Origin of the sequence: Streptomyces sp. NPDC101132 (assembly GCF_044759225.1) — a bacterium.
GTDB lineage: Bacteria > Actinomycetota > Actinomycetes > Streptomycetales > Streptomycetaceae > Streptomyces.
Genome location: NZ_JBIVYX010000021.1, coordinates 11,128 through 28,100, shown reverse-complemented (window position 1 = coordinate 28,100; position 16,973 = coordinate 11,128). Strand labels below are relative to the sequence as shown.

Below are 16,973 nucleotides of genomic sequence, written 5' to 3'. Positions count from 1 at the left end.
TGGGGGCTCCTTCTCTCAGGCCGCGTGCTCGGCGATGAGCGCGGCGGCCTTTTCGAGGTCGTCCGGGGTCTTGAGGGCCACCGAGGGAACACCCTTGAGCGCGCGCTTGGCAAGACCCGTGAGGGTCCCGCCCGGGCACAGCTCGACGATCCCGGTGACCTTCAGCTCCGCGAAGGTCTCCATGCACAGGTCCCAGCGCACCGGGTTGGCCACCTGGCCCACCAGGCGGGCGACGACCTCGGCGCCCGAAGCCACGACCTGGCCGTCCTTGTTCGAGACGTAGCTCAGCGACGGGTCCGCCGGGGAGAGGGCCTTGGCGGCCACCTCCAGGGTGGCCACGGCCGGAGCCATGTGGTGCGTGTGGAAGGCCCCCGCGACCTTGAGGGTGACGACCTTCATGGCGCCCTCGGGCTTGTCCTCGCCCAGGGCGGCCAGCTGCTCCATCGTGCCGGCGGCCACGATCTGGCCCGCGCCGTTGATGTTGGCCGGGGTCAGCCCCAGCTTCTCCAGGTGCGCGACCACGGTGTCGCGGTCGCCGCCGAGCACGGCGGACATACCGGTCGGGGTGACCGCGGCGGCCTCGGCCATCGCCAGGCCGCGGGTGCGGACGAGCTTGAGCGCGTCCGTCTCGGACAGCACGCCCGCGTAGCCGGCGGCGGTGATCTCACCGACGCTGTGGCCGGCGACGGCGCCGAAGGCGGAGCCCGCGTCCAGGGCGGCGGCGGACAGCAGACCCGCGGCGACGAGCAGCGGCTGGGCCACCGCCGTGTCACGGATCGCGTCGGCGTCGGCCTGGGTGCCGTAGTGGGCGAGGTCGAGACCGATGGCGTCGGACCAGGCGGCGAGCTTGTCGGCGGCGCCGGGAAGGTCGAGCCAGGGGGTCAGGAAGCCGGGCGTCTGAGCGCCTTGGCCGGGAGCGACGAGTACGAGCACCCTCACACTCTCTCTTGTCGATGGTCCCCGCCGCCCGTGGGGACAGGGACGAAGAACCGATGGGGTAATTGTTGATGTCCTACAAAAGTCTAGGACCCAGTATCACCGTCGGCCAGACGCCCCAGAATCAGCGCGATCCTCAGGGTGAACGCTGAACGTACATCGGACGGGGACCATCCGGTGACGTCCGTCACACGTCGCAGCCGGTAGCGCACGGTGTTCGGGTGCACGAACAGCATCCGTGCAGCCCCCTCCAGACTGCTCGCCTGCTCCAGATAGACGCTCAAGGTTTCCAGGAGCGCCGATCCGGCCTCCTCCAGTGGTCTGTAGATCTCCTCCACCAGCTGTTCGCGGGCCGAGGGGTCTCCCGCGATGGCGCGCTCCGGCAGGAGATCGTCCGCCAGCACCGGGCGCGGCGCGTCCTGCCAGGCCGCACAGGCCTTCAGGCCCGCGGCCGCGGCCTGCGCGGACTTCGTCGCGGTGAGCAGGTCGGGTACGACGGGCCCCGCCACCACCGGGCCCGCGGCGAACGGGCCGATCAGCGCCTTGGCCACGCCCAGCGGGTTGTCGCTGCCGCCCGCGATGACCACCAGCCGGTCGCCCAGCACCCCGGTGAGCACCTGGACCTTCGCGTGCCGGGAGGCGCGCCGGATGGCCTCCACCGTCAGTTCGCTGTCGCCGTCGGGGGCCGTGCCCAGCACCACGCAGACGTGCTCGGGCGAGTTCCAGCCGAGGGCGGCCGCCCGGGAGAGCGCGCCCTCGTCCGCCTCGCCGGACAGCACCGCGTTGACCACCAGGGACTCCAGCCGGGCGTCCCAGGCGCCGCGGGCCTCGGCGGCCTGCGCGTACACCTGGGCCGTGGCGAAGGCGATCTCCCGGGCGTACACCAGCAGCGCCTCGCGCAGGATCGACTCGTCACCGGGCGCGGCGACCTCCTCGATCGCCGCTTCCATGACCTCGATCGTGGTGCGCACCATCTCGACGGTCTGGCGCAGCGTGATCGCCCGGGTCAGCTCGCGCGGAGCCGTGCCGAAGACGTCGGTCGAGATGGCCTGGGGGGTCTCGGGGTGCCGGAACCATTCGGTGAAGGCCGCGATGCCGGCCTGGGCGACCAGACCGATCCACGACCGGTTCTCCGGGGGCATCGCCCGGTACCACGGCAGCATCTCGTCCATGCGGGCGATCGCGTTCGCGGCCAGGCGGCCCGACGACTTCTCGAGCCGTCGCAGCGTCGCGGCGTGCGGGTGGGCGGGATGCGCGGGGGAAAGCTCACGATCGGGTTCTGGCACGGGACAAGACTGCCTTATCCGGACGCCCGGGCGGAGCCCCGGGGTCTACGGTGGCTCCCATGACGGATGTGCGGCGCGGTGCTGACCGGTATGCGGGCGGGGACGGGGAGGCCGGCATCACGACCCGGCACGCCTTCTCCTTCGGGAGCTTCTACGACCCCGAGAACATCCGGTTCGGACCGGTCCTGGCGTGCAACGAGGAGCTGCTGGCGCCCGGCGCGGGCTTCGAGGAGCACCCCCACAGCCACACGGAGATCGTCACCTGGGTCGTGGAGGGCGAGCTGACCCACCGCGACACGGCGGGCCACGCGACCGTGGTGCGGCCCGGGGACGTGCAGCGCCTCAGCTCCGCCGCGGGTGTCCGGCACGTCGAGCGGAACGACGGCGAGGTTCCGCTGCGGTTCGTGCAGATGTGGCTCGCGCCTCTGGAGGCCGGGGGCGATCCCTCGTACGAGGTGGTCCGCGGGATCGCCGACGGCACCCCGTACCGCCTGCCGGCCGCCGGCGCGGTGCTGCACGTGCGCCGGCCGGCCGCCGGCGAGCGGACGGCCGTACCGGACGCGGCCCGCGTGTACGTGCACGTGGTGCGCGGTGAGCACGGCCTTGACGGCGAGCTGCTCGGCCCCGGGGACTCGGCGCGGATCACCGGCGCGGAGGGCCTGGAGATCGTGGCCAAGTCCCCGGGGGAGCTGCTGCTGTGGGAGCTGCCGTGACGGCGGCTGCCGTGACGGCGGCTCCGGTCACTTGAGGTGGACGATGCCGTCCGTCGTGACCGTCGGGCGGCCGGCGGTGCCGGCGTTGACGACCTTCAGGGTGTGGGTGCCGCTGGTGGGCCAGGACTTGGTGAAGATCGCGTCCCGGTACTTCACGGTGTCCGACCTCAGGTCCACCGTGGCGACCTTGGTCCCGTCGAGGTAGACGTACGCCTGTCCGGAACCGCTCGCCCGGGACACCACCCACGCCACCGAGCGGCCGGTGAAGGTCCAGCTGAGCGAGGCGTTCGGCGCGGAGGTCGAGAGCGAGCCGCCGCCCAGGTAGCTGCTGCTCGAACGGGCCGCCCAGGTGCCCGACTTGACGGCCGCGGTCTCCTGGACGACGGCCGGCGCGGCCGTGCCCGAGGCGGCGGCGGTGTTGCCCGCCTGGTCGTACGCGGTCATCGGGAAGGCCGTGGTGACGCCGGGGGCGGCGGTCTTCGCGGAGCTCAACGTGGTCGGCAGGTAGGTGACCTGGACCGGGGCGGTGAGCCTGACGTTCTTCAGCGCCGCGGTGTCGGCCGCCCGCCAGGAGAGCGTGACCGGCACGGCCGTGGGCTCCACCGTGCCGGTGCGCAGGACCAGTGAGGGCGGGACCGGGAAGGTGGGCGGGGTGGTCTCCGCGACCACGGTGACGGCCGCCGAGTCCGAGGTGCGCCCGGACTGGTGGGTGGCGCGGACCCGGACCTGGTGGCTGCCGGGGGCCAGGGTCGCCGACGCCGAGCCGGCGGTGCCGCCGGTGCTCGCCACGGCCGTGCCGTCCACCAGCAGCTCGTACTTCGCGATGAACGCGGCGGGGGTGGTGGCGGTCCAGCGGACCGTGACCGCGCCCTTCGTGTAGTGGGTGCTGCCCGACTTCCCCGCGCCCGAGACGGAGCTGACGGCCAGTCCGGCGACCGGTCCGGCGGCCCAGGTGCGCAGGGCGGGCAGCTGTTCGTACAGCGCGGTGCCGGGGCACTCGGTGGCGAAGCCGTCGCGGTGGCCGGAGATGCGCTGGAAGGTCACGTCCGTACCGGCCGTGTACCTGCCGTTGTTGATGACGGCCTTGACGGTGGTGCTGCCGGCCGGGTCGTACGCGTACTGGCCGAGCTTCCAGGCGGCGACGCGGGCGACCGCGGTCTTGGCGGCGGCCGGTGCGTCGACGTCTGTGTGGCTGCCGATCACGGCGATGCCGGTGGTGTCGGTGTTGAACCCGTACGTCTGGGCGCCGACGACGGGGAGGTCGACGCCGCCCTTGCGGCCCTCGAAGACCGTGCCGCACTTGTCGACGACGAAGTTGTAGCCGAGGTCCTTCCAGCCGTTCGTCTTCACGTGCAGCGTGTGCAGGCCGCGCATGATCGCGGCCGAGTCGGCGCAGCTGTAGTCGTTGTTCTGCGCGGTGTGGTGGACGAACGCGACCTTGACCTCGGTGCCGTACGTGGGCGCCTCGTCGTTCATCGTCTCGTCGGCGCCCCACTCGGCGCGGGTGACGATCGGCGGCCGGGGCACGGTGGAGACCGGCGCCGTCGGCGGCGGAGTGGTGGAGACGGCGGGGGACGGCGTCGCCGGGGCGGGCTCCGAGGTGGTGGCCGACGGCTCGGGGGAGGTGGTGCCCGCCGAGGGCGCGGGTCCGTCGGCGGTGGGGGTGCCGGCGGGCGTGGGCTCGGGGGCGGTGGGGCTCCCGGACGGTTCCGGGACCGGCGCCGCGGGGGTCGCCGTCTCCTCCTCCGTGCTGCCGACGGCGTACGCGGCCGGCTCGGCCCGTACGACGCGGGAGCTGCCCGGGTCGACCAGGTCCACCCGCAGGCCCTCGGGCAGGGCGGTGGAGCCGCGGCCCTCGACCCGGACCTCGACGCCGTCGGACGGGCCGGTCCAGGCGGGCTCGGAGACCCCGCGCAGGCCGGGGCGGGCGGCCCCGTCGGAGGCGGCCTCGCCCTCGGAGCCGAGGGTCAGCCAGCGGCCCCACTCGCCGGTCTTCCGGGAGTGGGCGCGGACCTTGATCACGCCGTCGACCGTGCGGGTGGGGTCGGCCCAGGAGACGGCCAGCATGCTGAACGGGCCGGTGTCCTCGTCCCGGTACGCGGCCCCGGTGCCCGACACCTCAAGGGCCGGGGTGCGCACGGTGGAGACGACGGGTCCGGAGGATCTGCCGCCGTTCTCCGGCTCCGGATCGAGACCGTCCGTGCCGGCCACACCCTGGAGGGTGAGGACGCCGGCGATTCCTGCGGTGACGGCGACGGCCGTCAGCCAGATTCTGCGCGTGCGCACCGGTTCTCTTTCTCTCCGACCAGTGGGGGGTGGCGGGGGGAGAACCGGAATCTATCCGTCCGAAGGCGGTCGACCACGGGCGCTTTTCAGCCGCAACCGGGCAGACCGTCAGGAGGCGGGTGCGTGATCTGCGTCTCAAAGGGAACGCAGTTCGGCCAGCACCGCGTCCGTGAAGGGCGGCCACGCCTCGACGGCCCAGGGACCGAAGGGGCGGTCCGTCAGCGCGACGCACGCGGCGCGCGCGTCCGGGTCCACCCACAGGAAGGTGCCGGCCTGGCCGAAGTGGCCGAAGGTGCGGGGCGAGGAGCCGGCGCCGGTCCAGTGCGGGGACTTGCCGTCGCGGATCTCCACGCCCAGGCCCCAGTCGTTGGGGGACTGGCTCCCGTAGCCGGGCAGCACGCCCTTGAGGCCCGGGTGGACCACGGCGGTTGCCTCGGCCACGGTGCGGGGGTCGAGCAGGCGGGGCGCCTGGAGCTCCGCCGCGAAGCGGACCAGGTCCTCGACGGTCGAGACCGCGTCCTTGGCCGGCGAGCCGTCCAGGGTCGTCGAGCTCATGCCCAGCGGCTCCAGCACCGCCTGGTGCAGGTACTCGGCGAAGGGGATGTCGGTGGCCTTGGCGATGTGGTCGCCGAGCACCTCGAAGCCCGCGTTGGAGTAGAGCCGCCGCCGGCCGGGCGGGGCCATCACGCGGTGCTCGTCGAAGGCCAGCCCGCTGGTGTGCGCGAGCAGGTGGCGTACGGTCGCGCCCTCGGGCCCGGCCGGCTCGTCCAGCTCGATCGCCCCCTCCTCGTACGCCACCAGCGCGGCGTACGCGGCGAGCGGCTTGGTGACGGAGGCCAGCGCGAAGCGGTGTGCGACCGGTCCGTGCGTTCCGGCGACGGTGCCGTCGGCCCGGACCACCGCGGCGGCGGCGGTCGGCACGGGCCAGGTCTCGATGATGCGCAGGCTCTCCATGCCGCCGAGCCTACTTGCTTGGAGTGCACTCCAAGTCTCTAGCGTGGGGGCCATGAGCCTGACGGAGACCCGGTACACCATCGGCGAGGTGGCGGAGCGCACCGGACTGAGCGCGCACACCCTGCGCTGGTACGAGCGGATCGGCCTGATGCCGCACGTGGACCGGTCGCACTCCGGGCAGCGGCGGTTCAGCGACCGGGACCTCGACTGGCTGGCCTTCGTCGGCAAGCTGCGGGCGACCGGCATGGCGGTCGCCGACATGGTCCGGTACGCGGAGCTGGTCCGCGCGGGCGACCACACCTTCGGCGAGCGGCGCGAGCTGCTGGAGCGGACCCGGCGCGAGGTCCTCGCGCGGATCGACGAGCTCACCGGGACCCTCGCGGTCCTCGACCGCAAGATCGGCATCTACACGGGGAAGGCACGTTCCTGATGGAGCACGGCAAGATCGCACAGGTGGCCCTCGGTACCGGCGGCCCGCTGGTGGGCGTGCAGGGCCTCGGCTGCATGGGCATGAGCGAGTACTACGGCGCGACGGACGAGCCGGCGGCGCGCGACACCCTGGACGCGGCCCTGGAGGCAGGCGTCACCCTCTTCGACACCGCGGACGTCTACGGCCTCGGCAGGAACGAGGAGTTCCTCGCCCCCTTCGTGGCGGCCCACCGGGACGAGATCGTCCTGGCCACCAAGTTCGCCCTGGTACGCAGGCCCGACGACCCCTCCTACCGGGGCATCCGCAACGACCGCGACCACATCCGCTCCTCCGTCGAGGGCAGCCTCAAGCGCCTGGGCGTGGAGACCGTCGACCTCTACTACATGCACCGCCGCGACCCCGCCGTGCCGCTCGCCGAGTCGGTCGGTGCCATGGCCGAGCTGGTGGCCGAGGGCAAGGTGCGCCACCTCGGGCTGAGCGAGGTCACCGGGGCGGAGCTGCGCGAGGCGCACGCCGTGCACCCGATCGCCGCGGTGCAGTCGGAGTGGTCCCTGTTCAGCCGGGACGTGGAACTGAGCGCGGTGGGCGCCGCCGCCGAGCTGGGCGTGGCCTTCGTGCCGTACTCGCCGCTCGGCCGTGGCTTCCTGACCGGGGCCTTCGCGGACGCCGGCAAGGAGCTGACCGCCGGCGACTTCCGGCAGGTCCAGCCCCGGTTCAGCGGTGAGAACGCGCGGGCCAACGGCGTGCTGCTGGAGCCGGTACGGGCGGTGGCCGCGGCGCGCGGCGTCAGCCCGGCGCAGATCGCGCTGGCCTGGGTGCACCAGCGGGCCGAGGTACACGGGCTGGCGGTCGTACCGATCCCGGGCACCCGGAAGCGGTCCCGGCTGCTGGAGAACACCGCCGCGAGCCGGATCACCCTGACCGCGGAGGAGCTGGCGCTGCTGGAGCCCATCGCGGGCCGGGTCGCGGGCGACCGGTACCCGGACATGACCTTCACCTCGCTGGCCCGGGAGGCGTAGGGGGGCCGGCCGGAGTCCGGGCCGGCCGGGTTCGGGCCGCCGGGGTCCGGAGTCCGGGCCGGCCGGGTTCGGAGGCGGCCCGCTCACAGCTGGGCGAGCAGCTCGGCCTTCTTCGAGGTGAACTCGTCGTCCGTGAGCAGCCCGGCACTGTGCAGCTCGCCCAGGTGCCTGATCCGGTCGGCGATGTCGGCCGGGTCGCTGCGCGGGCGGACCGCCGCGACCGGCAGGGCCGGCCCCCGGCTCCGTACCGCCCGCAGCACGGCCGCGGCGAACGGCAGCGACTCGTGCACCGCGCCGCTGCCCGTGCCGAACAGCACGGTGGCCGGGTCCTGGTCGGGCTCGGCGGTACGGGCCCCCGCGCCCGGCCCCTCGCGGCGCAGCAGCCGCAGGTGGCCGCCGGGCGCCTCCGGGGTGCGCCACTCCACGCCGCCCAGCTCCGCCACCGGCAGGTACTGGTCGCCCGCCCGCCACTTCGTGGTGGAGGCGCCCGTGCGCGACCAGCGCAGCGTCACGGCCGTGCCGTCGAAGGAGGCCTTGGCGTCGTACCCCTTGAACTGCACCGGAGCCTCGGGCACGGCCACCAGGAAACGATTCACCGGCTCGTCCGGCACGGGTCCCAGCGCGTCCCGCAGCTGCCGCGCCAGCTCGCCCGCGAGCGCGGCCCGGTCGGCCGGCAGCACCAGCCGGTACGGGTCGCAGGACTCCTTGAGCTGCCCCGCGGCAGCCTCGACCAGCGGATCGGCGCCCGGCCGCGGCTCGGCCCGCAGCACCACCGTGTCCCGCTTCCCCGGGGTGACCGTGGCGCCGGCCAACGCCTCGTAGGGCACGCGCCGTTGACCCAGCGCGGCCCACAGGCGTGGCGTCCTGATCCCCCGTTCGAAGCGGATGAGCACCGAATCCGAATGGAACTCCCAGACGGCGTGATTTCCGGCCAGTACGTCACCCATGCGGCTCATCGTAAGCGGGCGTGCGCCCCGGCGTCCCCTCGCGGCCCTGGGCGGATTTCCCGTCCCTAGACCCCCGCAGGACCGTCTGTCCCGGAAATCCCGCGCGTACAGGAGGTTTCACCCGGTGCACAGGTCACCGACGTGTACGAACCGACGCCGATCCGGGCGAAGTTGCCGAGGGATGCCGAGCCTGGCGTGAAATAGCCGGTGTGCCCCTTCGCGCCGGCGGAGGACAGCACCCGCGCCCCGAACGCCGGGTCCACCGGGTCCGCGCCGTGCCCGATGCCCCCGACCTCCAGGTACGGCACGTCGCCGATCCAGTCTTCGGGGTCCCGGGTGGCCCAGACCCGCGCGGCCGTGCCGAGTCCGGCCGCCGACCGGGCGCGCATCCCGGGGCTGCCGGCGACGGCGATGTCGGTGACCCGAGCCGGCAGGTGCCGCGCGGCCACCCCGCACACCACGGAGCCGTAGCTGTGGCAGAACAGGGCCACCGAGGAGTGCCCGGGCAGCGCGGCGGTGAGGGCGGCCAGCCGTGCGGCGCCCTGGGCGGCGAGGTGCCCGGTGGCGGCGTCCACCCCGACGCCGGCCGGCGTGGTGTACCCGGCCCAGGCGATCACGGCGGTGTCGCCGGCCGGTGCGGCCGCACGCTCGGCGTCGTACAAGGCCTCGGCCATGCCGACGGGGGCGGAGTAGCGGCGCTGGGTGCGCTCGAAGGTCAGCACGTCGGTGTCCACGCCCGGGACGACCACGGAGACCCGGCGGGCGGTGTCCAGGTCGCCGAAGACCTCCGCGACCAGGCCGCCGCCGGTGGGGTCGAAGAAGAGGATCCGGCGGCCGGGCTCCAGGAGCGAGCCGAACCGGTGCGCGCGGCGGGCGGACTCGTCGCGGGCCGCCGGAGCCAGCCCGTTGTCCCGGGCCCGGGCCCGTTCGGCGGTGCGGGCGAGGGCCAGGGCCCGGCGGTTGGCCCGGTACCGCAGCGTGACCGGCGCGCCGTCGAGGCCGCCGACGACGAGCGGGAAGCGGTCGGCGAGCCGGGCGCGCTGGGCGCCGTCCAGGCTCGCGAAGAAGCTCCGCAGGCGCGGGGCAGGCGCGTCGGCGGGCGGCAGCCGGCGGCCGTCGATGGTCGCGCGGGCCCACACGGCCAGGGCCGCGGCGCGCGGCGACGGCTCCTCGGCCGACCGGTGCAGGGCGGTCCAGCCGGTGGTGAGGAGCATGACGAGGACCACCGCGAGGGCGGACAGCGCGCGCCCGGCGGTCGGGCCGCTGGCGGTGGGGGTGCCCCCGGCGGTAGCCGGGGAAGGGTCGTTGGAAGTCACTGCGGACCACAGTAGGAGACCCGTACGGACGAGTCCCCACAGGGTGACCGGCGTCACCCTGCGTACCGCGCCGGCGTCACCCTCCGTACGCCGCCGGTGTCCGCCAGTCGGCGGCGAGGGCCGGGGTGAGGTGGTCGAGGTACTCCTCCGTCATCCGGCGGATCGCCTCGACGGAGGCGTCGGAGCCCAGTCCCCACAGCCGTCCGGTCACCCGCATCACACCGGAGAAGGCGGCGACCGCGACGCGGGGGCGGGGGTCGGCGTTCACGTCCAGGCCCTCGCGGTCGGCCACCAGCCGGGCGATCTGCTCCTCCAGCTCCACGGACCGGCGCAGGTGCACGGCGAGCAGCGCCGGGGTCGACTCGATCATCTGGTAGGTGCGCATGTGGAGTTCGACCGGTACGACCTCCCCGATGGCCTCCTCGATCGTCTCCCAGGCGCCGAGCACCGCGCCGCGCAGGGCGGTGAAGGGGTTCTCCTCCGCGGGGCGGGCGCGCAGGGCCGCGAGGAAGTGGGACTCGACCAGGTCCTGGGCGGTGAAGGCCACCTCCTCCTTGTTCGCGAAGTAGCGGAAGAACGTGCGCTGGGAGACGTCGACGGCCTCGGTGATCTCGTCGACGGTGGTCTGCTCGTAGCCCTTGGTCGTGAACAGCACGAGGGCGGCGCGCAGCAGCGCGTCCCGGGTGCGCTGCTTCTTGCGCTCGCGCAGCCCGGTCGGGGCTCCGGTCGGGGCGGCCGGCGCGATTCGATGTTCCGTCATCACCGGATTTGTCCTCTCTCCGCCTGGGCGGCTCACCCTAGCCTGTGAGCCAAATGACAGTCGCTGTCTCGTTAACCCGTTGGAGAAATGTCAGCGGCTGACACTAGCCTTCCTGCCATGACTTCTCAGCTCACCGTCGCCGACGGGGCGACTTCCGAGACCCCCGGCGACGAGCCGGGCAAGGGGCTGCGCGGCCACCCGTGGCTCACGCTCTTCGCTGTCGCGATCGGCGTCATGGTGGTCACGCTCGACGGCACGATCGTCGCGATAGCCAACCCGACGATCAAGGAAGACCTCGGTGCCACGCTCGCCGAGGTCCAGTGGATCACCAACGGCTACCTGCTCGCGCTGGCCGTCTCCCTGATCACCGCGGGCAAGCTCGGCGACCGCTTCGGCCACCGCCAGACCTTCCTCATCGGCATCGCCGGCTTCGCCTCCGCCTCCGCCGCCATCGGCCTCTCCGACAGCGTCGAACTGGTCATCGCCTTCCGCGTGCTCCAGGGCCTCTTCGGCGCGCTGCTCATGCCCGCCGCCCTCGGCCTGCTGCGCGCGACCTTCCCCGCCGAGCGGCTCAACATGGCCATCGGCATCTGGGGCATGGTCATCGGTGCCTCCACCGCCGGCGGCCCGATCGTCGGCGGCCTGCTCGTCGAGCACGTCAGCTGGCAGTCCTGCTTCTTCATCAACGTGCCGGTGGGCCTGATCGCGCTCGTCTTCGGCCTGGTCATACTCAAGGACCACCGCGCCGAGAACGCGCCCAAGTCCTTCGACCTGCTCGGCGTCCTGCTGCTCTCCGCAGCCATGTTCGGGCTCGTCTGGTCCATCATCAAGGCCCCGGAGTGGGGCTGGGGCGACGCCCGCACCCTCGGCTTCCTCGCCGGGACCGTGATCTCCTTCGTGCTCTTCGCCTTCTGGGAGAGCAAGGTCCGCGAACCGCTCATCCCGCTGGGCATCTTCCGCTCCGTACCGCTCTCCGCCGGCACGGTGCTCATGGTCCTGATGGCCTTCGCCTTCATGGGCGGCCTCTTCTTCGTGACCTTCTACCTCCAGAACGTGCACGGCCTGAGCCCGGTCGACAGCGGCCTCTACCTGCTGCCGCTCACCGGCATGATGATCATCGGCTCCCCGGCCGCCGGCGCGGCCATCACCAAGCTCGGCCCCCGCATCCCGCTGGTCGCCGGCATGGTCGCCACCGCCGCCGCCTGCTTCGGCCTCGCCGGACTCGACGCCGGCACCGGCACCCTCGCCATGTCCCTCTGGTTCGCCCTGCTCGGCCTCGGCCTCGCGCCGGTCATGGTCGGTGCGACCGAGGTCATCGTCGGCAACGCCCCGCTGGAGCTGTCCGGCGTCGCGGGCGGCCTCCAGCAGGCCGCCATGCAGGTCGGCGGCAGCCTCGGCACGGCCGTCCTCGGCGCCGTCATGGCCGCCAAGGTCGACGGCGAGTTCGAGGACAACTGGGCCCGTGCCCAGCTCCCGCCGCTCCAGCCGGAGCAGCTGGAGCTGATGAAGAAGGGCGTCGAGGTGGGCTACGTCCCGCCGTCCCCGAAGGGCACGCCGGAGGCCGTCACGCAGACGATCTCCACCGTCGTCCACGACACGTTCGTGTCGGGCATGAGCCTCGCCTTCCTGGTGGCCGGTGTCGTCGGCGTGCTCGCCGCGGCCGTCGCGCTCCTCACCAAGCGCGGCGAGAACGCCGAGGCGGGCGCCGGAGTCGGCCACATCTGACCCGTCGCCCGGACCGCACCCGGGCGTCAACCCGGTACGTACGAGAGCCCCGCCGGCCACCGCCGGCGGGGCTCTCGCCTATCCGGGTGGACCCGGGCCTGCCCCCTTCCGCCCGGGCATCGGCGCAGGTCAGCGTGGGGTCACGGCGATCCGTACGGGCCCCCGGTCCGCCAGGACCACCCGTACGGGCCATCGCCGCACCACGAGACGGGACGAACCATGCGCACGTACCCCAGCACCCTCGCCGCGGCCGCGTTCCTGGCCGCCACGGCCCTGCTGCCCAGCACGACCCCGCAGGCCCAGGCGGCCCCGGCCGCGCACACCACCCCCCTGACGGCCCCCCGGACCCAGACCGCCCCCGCCGCCCCCGGCACCCGGGGCGCCGCCCCGCCGCCGCTCGCGCTCGGCACCTGCGAGCGCGGCCAGCTCTGCCTCTGGGCCAAACCCGGCTTCCAGAGCACCCGGCGCGTCCACGAGCTGAGCACCACCGACGTGGACAGCTGCGTACCGCTGCCGCCCGGCAAGACGGCGCAGGCCCTGGCCAACCGCACCGGCCGCCCGGTCACCACCTACCAGAGCGCGGAGTGCGCCGAGACCGGCGAGTTCCAGACCTACCCCGGTGACGGCGTCTGGCTCCCCGAATCGCCGTACCAGATCCGCGCGTTCAAGGTGTGGGAGAACTAGGCGGCGCCACGGCCGCACCGGCCTCGGGGAGCGCCGCCGACGGCACCGCGGCCGTCACGGACGCGGCCGGCACCGCCGACGGCCCGCTCCCCGAGAGCCGGGCCACCTCCGCCCGGAGGGCCCTGACCTCGTCGGTCAGGGCGGCGATCGCGGCGGTCTGGCGGCGCTCCTCCAGGTCGTCGCGCTCGAAGCGGGAGATGAACCAGGCCGCGATGTTGGCGGTCACCACACCGAGCAGGGCGATGCCCGAGAGCATCAGGCCCACCGCCAGCACCCGGCCGAGCCCGGTGGTGGGGGAGTGGTCGCCGTACCCGACGGTGGTCATGGTCGTGAAGGACCACCAGACCGCGTCCCCCAGGTTCCTGATGTTGCCGTCCGGAGCGTCCCGCTCCACGCTCAGCACCGCCAGGGAGCCGAACATCAGCAGGCCCACCACCGCGCCCGCCACGTAGGTGGTCAGCCGGATCTGCGGCGCCATCCGGGCCCGCCGCCCGACCAGCAGCAGCGTCGAGACCAGCCGCAGCAGCCGCAGCGGCTGGAACATCGGCAGCAGCACCGCCAGCAGGTCCAGCCAGTGCGTACGGACGAACCTGCGGCGGTCCGCCGAGAGCGCCATCCGTACCAGGTAGTCCAGGGCGAAGGCGCCCCACACGCACCACTCCACCAGCAGGCACGCCTCGTGCACCCGGGCGCTCGCGTCCGGCGCCACGATCGGCACGGCGTAGGCCACACCGAACGCGACGGCACAGACGAAGAGCGGGATCTGGGTGCGGCGCTCCCAGCGGAGCTGGTGGGACGGTTCCTTCATGCCCCGCATCGTAGAGAAGGCGCCGGAGGGGCCGGGACCACGGCTGACCGCGGTCCCGGCCCCTCCCGGCGCTCCGGCGCCGTACGGCTACGCGTCGCCGCCGGCGGCACCCGGGTCGGCCGCGGACACGTCCAGCAGCTGGTACCGGTCGATCGCCTGCTTCAGCACCGAGCGGTCGATCACCCCGTCCTTGGCCAGCTCCGTCAGTACCGCCAGCACGATCGACTGCGCGTCGATGTGGAAGAACCGGCGGGCCGCGCCGCGGGTGTCCGCGAAGCCGAAGCCGTCCGCGCCCAGCGAGGTGTACCGGCCCGGCACCCAGCGCGCGATCTGGTCCGGCACGGACCGCATCCAGTCCGAGACCGCCACGAACGGCCCCTGCGCGCCGGACAGCTTGCGGGTGACGTACGGGACGCGCTGCTCCTCCTCCGGGTGGAGCAGGTTGTGCTCCTCCGCCTCGACGGCGTCGCGGCGCAGCTCGTTCCAGGAGGTCGCGGACCACACGTCGGCCCGGACGTTCCACTCCTGGGCCAGGATCCGCTGCGCCTCCAGGGCCCACGGCACCGCCACGCCCGAGGCGAGGATCTGCGCCGGTACGGCGCCCGCCTCGCCCGCGCTGACGCGGTGGACGCCCTTGAGGATGCCCTCCACGTCCACGTCCGCCGGCTCGGCCGGGTGCTGGATCGGCTCGTTGTAGACGGTCAGGTAGTAGAAGACGTCCTCGCCGGGCAGGCCGTCCTCGGTCGCGCCGTACATCCGGCGCAGGCCGTCCTGGACGATGTGCGCGATCTCGTACCCGTACGCCGGGTCGTACGCGACGCAGCCGGGGTTGGTCGAGGCGAGCAGCTGGGAGTGGCCGTCCGCGTGCTGGAGGCCTTCACCGGTCAGCGTCGTACGGCCGGCGGTCGCGCCCAGTACGAAACCGCGCGAGAGCTGGTCGGCCATCTGCCAGAACTGGTCACCCGTGCGCTGGAAACCGAACATCGAGTAGAAGACGTACACCGGGATCAGCGGCTCGCCGTGCGTCGCGTACGCCGAACCGGCCGCGATCAGCGAGGCCGTGCAGCCCGCCTCCGAGATGCCGTCGTGCAGCATCTGGCCGGTCGGCGACTCCTTGTACGCGAGCAGCAGGTCGCGGTCGACCGCCTCGTACTGCTGGCCCAGCGGGTTGTAGATCTTGGCGCTCGGGAAGAACGCGTCCATGCCGAAGGTCCGGTACTCGTCCGGAGCGATCAGCACGAACCGCTTGCCGATCTCCTTGTCCCGCATCAGGTCCTTGAGGATGCGGACGAAGGCCATGGTCGTGGCGATGGACTGCTGGCCGGAGCCCTTCTTGGCCGCCGCGTACGTCTTGTCCTCCGGCAGCGGCAGCGGCTTGGCCCGCACGACCCGGGTCGGCACGTACCCGCCCAGCGCCTGGCGCCGGTCGTGCATGTACTGGATCTCCTCGGAGTTCCGGCCCGGGTGGTAGTACGGCGGCGCGCCGTTCTCCAGCTGCGCGTCCGTGACGGGGATGTGCAGGCGGTCGCGGAAGCGCTTGAGGTCGTCGACCGTCAGCTTCTTCATCTGGTGCGTGGCGTTGCGGCCCTCGAAGTTCGGGCCCAGCGTCCAGCCCTTCACCGTCTGCGCGAGGATCACCGTCGGCTGGCCCTTGTGCGCCTTGGCCGCCGCGTAGGCCGCGTAGATCTTCTTGTGGTCGTGGCCGCCGCGGCCCAGGTGGAGCAGCTGTTGGTCGCTCATGTTCTCGACCATCTGGCGCAGCCGGTGGTCGTCGCCGAAGAAGTGCTCGCGGATGTACGCGCCGGTCTCGGTGGCGTACGTCTGGAACTGCCCGTCCGGCGTGGAGTTCATCTTGTTGACCAGGATGCCGTCGCGGTCCTGGGCCAGCAGCGGGTCCCAGGAGCGGTCCCAGATCAGCTTGATGACGTTCCAGCCGGCGCCCCGGAACTGGGACTCCAGCTCCTGGATGATCTTGCCGTTGCCGCGGACCGGGCCGTCGAGGCGCTGGAGGTTGCAGTTGACCACGAAGGTCAGGTTGTCCAGGCCCTCCCGGGCGGCGATCGAGAGCTGGCCGAGCGACTCGGGCTCGTCCATCTCGCCGTCACCGAGATACGCCCAAACGTGGGACTTGGAGGTGTCCGCGATTCCGCGCGCCTCCATGTACCTGTTCATCCGGGCCTGGTAGATCGCCCCGAGCGGGCCGAGGCCCATCGAGACGGTCGGGAACTCCCAGAAGTCGGGCATCAGACGCGGGTGCGGGTAGCTCGAAAGGCCGTACGGGGCCTTCGACTTCTCCTGGCGGAACGCGTCGAGCTGCTGCTCGGAGAGGCGGTCCAGCAGGTAGGCGCGGGCGTAGATGCCCGGCGAGGCGTGGCCCTGGAAGAAGATCTGGTCGCCGCCGTCGCCCTCGTCCTTGCCCCGGAAGAAGTGGTTGAAGCCCACGTCGTAGAGGGAGGCGGAGGAGGCGAAGGTGGCGATGTGGCCGCCGACCCCGATGCCGGGGCGCTGGGCGCGGGAGACCATGACGGCCGCGTTCCACCGGGTGGCGTTGAGGACCCGGCGCTCGATCTCCTCGTTGCCCGGGAAGAACGGCTCGTCCTTGGTGGCGATGGTGTTGACGTAGTCCGTGCTGCGCATCTCGGGCACGGCCACGCGCTTCTCGCGGGCCCGCTCGATCAGCCGCAGCATCAGGTAGCGGGCACGCTCACGGCCCCGCTCGTCGACGGCGGCGTCCAGGGAGTCGAGCCATTCCCGGGTCTCCTCCGGATCGAAGTCCGGTACCTGACTCGGCAGGCCGCCAATGATGATCGGGTTGCGATCGGATGCGGAAGCCACGCTGTTCCTTCGCTGTCGGGGGAGTCTTGCCTTGGGTTTTCAGGCCGCCTCCCATCGTCTACCGCCGCGTCCGGGACGTCATCTTTACCGCTAGGTAACCCAGGGATCTTCCGGCGATTGCCGAGTTTCCAATGGGATGGTCCGGACATCTCGCAACCTTACGCCCAAGAGGTTTACGAGGTTCGTAAGGCCGTTCGTCCCTCAAAGGGGTAGGAAAGTCATCAAGGGATTCCGAATACCCTTGGACGATGTGGCGCGGATCACGGAAGGACCG

The 16,973-nt window shown here is 72.8% G+C and carries 14 protein-coding genes; 5 read left to right on the top strand and 9 right to left on the bottom strand.

Annotated features, from left to right (window positions below; all coding sequences use genetic code 11):
• Positions 1 to 15: 15 nt before the first annotated feature.
• Together ACIQUR_RS33390 and ACIQUR_RS33385 are read right to left on the bottom strand one after the other, a co-directional pair.
• On the bottom strand, positions 16 to 933 hold the full coding sequence (locus ACIQUR_RS33390; RefSeq protein WP_403672779.1) for an ACP S-malonyltransferase: 918 nt from the start codon (positions 931 to 933) through the stop codon (positions 16 to 18).
• A gap of 89 nt (positions 934 to 1,022) precedes the next feature.
• Positions 1,023 to 2,222, bottom strand: a complete 1,200-nt coding sequence (locus ACIQUR_RS33385; RefSeq protein WP_403672776.1) for a PucR family transcriptional regulator — start codon at positions 2,220 to 2,222, stop codon at positions 1,023 to 1,025.
• Between the two features lie 59 nt (positions 2,223 to 2,281).
• Between ACIQUR_RS33385 and ACIQUR_RS33380 the strand changes: the two genes are divergently transcribed.
• Positions 2,282 to 2,935, top strand: a complete 654-nt coding sequence (locus ACIQUR_RS33380) for a pirin family protein (protein WP_403672773.1) — start codon at positions 2,282 to 2,284, stop codon at positions 2,933 to 2,935.
• 27 nt (positions 2,936 to 2,962) lie between these two features.
• On the opposite strand, the gene ACIQUR_RS33375 is transcribed toward ACIQUR_RS33380, so the two are convergent.
• Positions 2,963 to 5,221 (bottom strand): N-acetylmuramoyl-L-alanine amidase, encoded by a 2,259-nt coding sequence (locus ACIQUR_RS33375; protein WP_403672771.1) that lies wholly within the window; start codon positions 5,219 to 5,221, stop codon positions 2,963 to 2,965.
• A gap of 135 nt (positions 5,222 to 5,356) precedes the next feature.
• Positions 5,357 to 6,175, bottom strand: a complete 819-nt coding sequence (locus ACIQUR_RS33370; protein WP_403672769.1) for a serine hydrolase domain-containing protein — start codon at positions 6,173 to 6,175, stop codon at positions 5,357 to 5,359.
• 52 nt (positions 6,176 to 6,227) lie between these two features.
• Between ACIQUR_RS33370 and ACIQUR_RS33365 the strand changes: the two genes are divergently transcribed.
• Positions 6,228 to 6,605, top strand: a complete 378-nt coding sequence (locus tag ACIQUR_RS33365) for a MerR family transcriptional regulator (RefSeq protein ID WP_403672766.1) — start codon at positions 6,228 to 6,230, stop codon at positions 6,603 to 6,605.
• Entirely contained in the window at positions 6,605 to 7,624 is a 1,020-nt protein-coding gene (locus ACIQUR_RS33360) for an aldo/keto reductase (protein WP_403672763.1), read from the top strand. The genes ACIQUR_RS33365 and ACIQUR_RS33360 overlap by 1 nt, the downstream gene beginning before the upstream one ends.
• Positions 7,625 to 7,707: 83 nt before the next feature.
• On the opposite strand, the gene ACIQUR_RS33355 is transcribed toward ACIQUR_RS33360, so the two are convergent.
• The 3 genes from ACIQUR_RS33355 to ACIQUR_RS33345 form a co-directional block, all read right to left on the bottom strand.
• Positions 7,708 to 8,580 carry a DUF4429 domain-containing protein gene (locus ACIQUR_RS33355; protein WP_403672761.1) on the bottom strand — a complete coding sequence of 291 codons (873 nt, stop codon included), beginning with the start codon at positions 8,578 to 8,580 and terminating at the stop codon, positions 7,708 to 7,710.
• A 56-nt stretch (positions 8,581 to 8,636) separates the two neighbouring features.
• The gene (locus tag ACIQUR_RS33350) at positions 8,637 to 9,887 is read right to left on the bottom strand and encodes an alpha/beta hydrolase (RefSeq protein WP_403672758.1); all 1,251 of its coding nucleotides are present in this window, start codon (positions 9,885 to 9,887) and stop codon (positions 8,637 to 8,639) included.
• Positions 9,888 to 9,963: 76 nt separating this feature from the next.
• The gene (locus ACIQUR_RS33345) at positions 9,964 to 10,647 is read right to left on the bottom strand and encodes a TetR family transcriptional regulator (RefSeq protein ID WP_403672755.1); all 684 of its coding nucleotides are present in this window, start codon (positions 10,645 to 10,647) and stop codon (positions 9,964 to 9,966) included.
• Positions 10,648 to 10,764: 117 nt separating this feature from the next.
• On the opposite strand from ACIQUR_RS33345, the gene ACIQUR_RS33340 reads away from it, so the two are divergent.
• Together ACIQUR_RS33340 and ACIQUR_RS33335 are read left to right on the top strand one after the other, a co-directional pair.
• The gene (locus ACIQUR_RS33340; protein ID WP_403672752.1) at positions 10,765 to 12,372 is read left to right on the top strand and encodes an MFS transporter; all 1,608 of its coding nucleotides are present in this window, start codon (positions 10,765 to 10,767) and stop codon (positions 12,370 to 12,372) included.
• A 219-nt stretch (positions 12,373 to 12,591) separates the two neighbouring features.
• Positions 12,592 to 13,056: a peptidase inhibitor family I36 protein gene (locus ACIQUR_RS33335; RefSeq protein WP_403672749.1), complete on the top strand. Its 465-nt coding sequence runs from the start codon at positions 12,592 to 12,594 to the stop codon at positions 13,054 to 13,056.
• On the opposite strand, the gene ACIQUR_RS33330 is transcribed toward ACIQUR_RS33335, so the two are convergent.
• The gene (locus tag ACIQUR_RS33330; protein WP_403672747.1) at positions 13,037 to 13,864 is read right to left on the bottom strand and encodes a potassium channel family protein; all 828 of its coding nucleotides are present in this window, start codon (positions 13,862 to 13,864) and stop codon (positions 13,037 to 13,039) included. The two genes, ACIQUR_RS33335 and ACIQUR_RS33330, sit on opposite strands and share 20 nt — an antisense overlap.
• An 87-nt stretch (positions 13,865 to 13,951) precedes the next feature.
• Positions 13,952 to 16,699 carry a pyruvate dehydrogenase (acetyl-transferring), homodimeric type gene (aceE, locus tag ACIQUR_RS33325; protein WP_403672744.1) on the bottom strand — a complete coding sequence of 916 codons (2,748 nt, stop codon included), beginning with the start codon at positions 16,697 to 16,699 and terminating at the stop codon, positions 13,952 to 13,954.
• Positions 16,700 to 16,973: the final 274 nt, after the last annotated feature.

Coding starts and splice junctions, on each gene's coding strand:
- ACIQUR_RS33340 (WP_403672752.1), top strand. CDS start 10,765: ATGACTTCTCAGCTCACCGTCGCCGACGGGGCGACTTCCGAGACCCCC.
- ACIQUR_RS33370 (WP_403672769.1), bottom strand. CDS start 6,175: ATGGAGAGCCTGCGCATCATCGAGACCTGGCCCGTGCCGACCGCCGCC.
- ACIQUR_RS33335 (WP_403672749.1), top strand. CDS start 12,592: ATGCGCACGTACCCCAGCACCCTCGCCGCGGCCGCGTTCCTGGCCGCC.
- ACIQUR_RS33360 (WP_403672763.1), top strand. CDS start 6,605: ATGGAGCACGGCAAGATCGCACAGGTGGCCCTCGGTACCGGCGGCCCG.
- ACIQUR_RS33355 (WP_403672761.1), bottom strand. CDS start 8,580: ATGAGCCGCATGGGTGACGTACTGGCCGGAAATCACGCCGTCTGGGAG.
- ACIQUR_RS33380 (WP_403672773.1), top strand. CDS start 2,282: ATGACGGATGTGCGGCGCGGTGCTGACCGGTATGCGGGCGGGGACGGG.
- ACIQUR_RS33345 (WP_403672755.1), bottom strand. CDS start 10,647: ATGACGGAACATCGAATCGCGCCGGCCGCCCCGACCGGAGCCCCGACC.
- ACIQUR_RS33330 (WP_403672747.1), bottom strand. CDS start 13,864: ATGAAGGAACCGTCCCACCAGCTCCGCTGGGAGCGCCGCACCCAGATC.
- ACIQUR_RS33365 (WP_403672766.1), top strand. CDS start 6,228: ATGAGCCTGACGGAGACCCGGTACACCATCGGCGAGGTGGCGGAGCGC.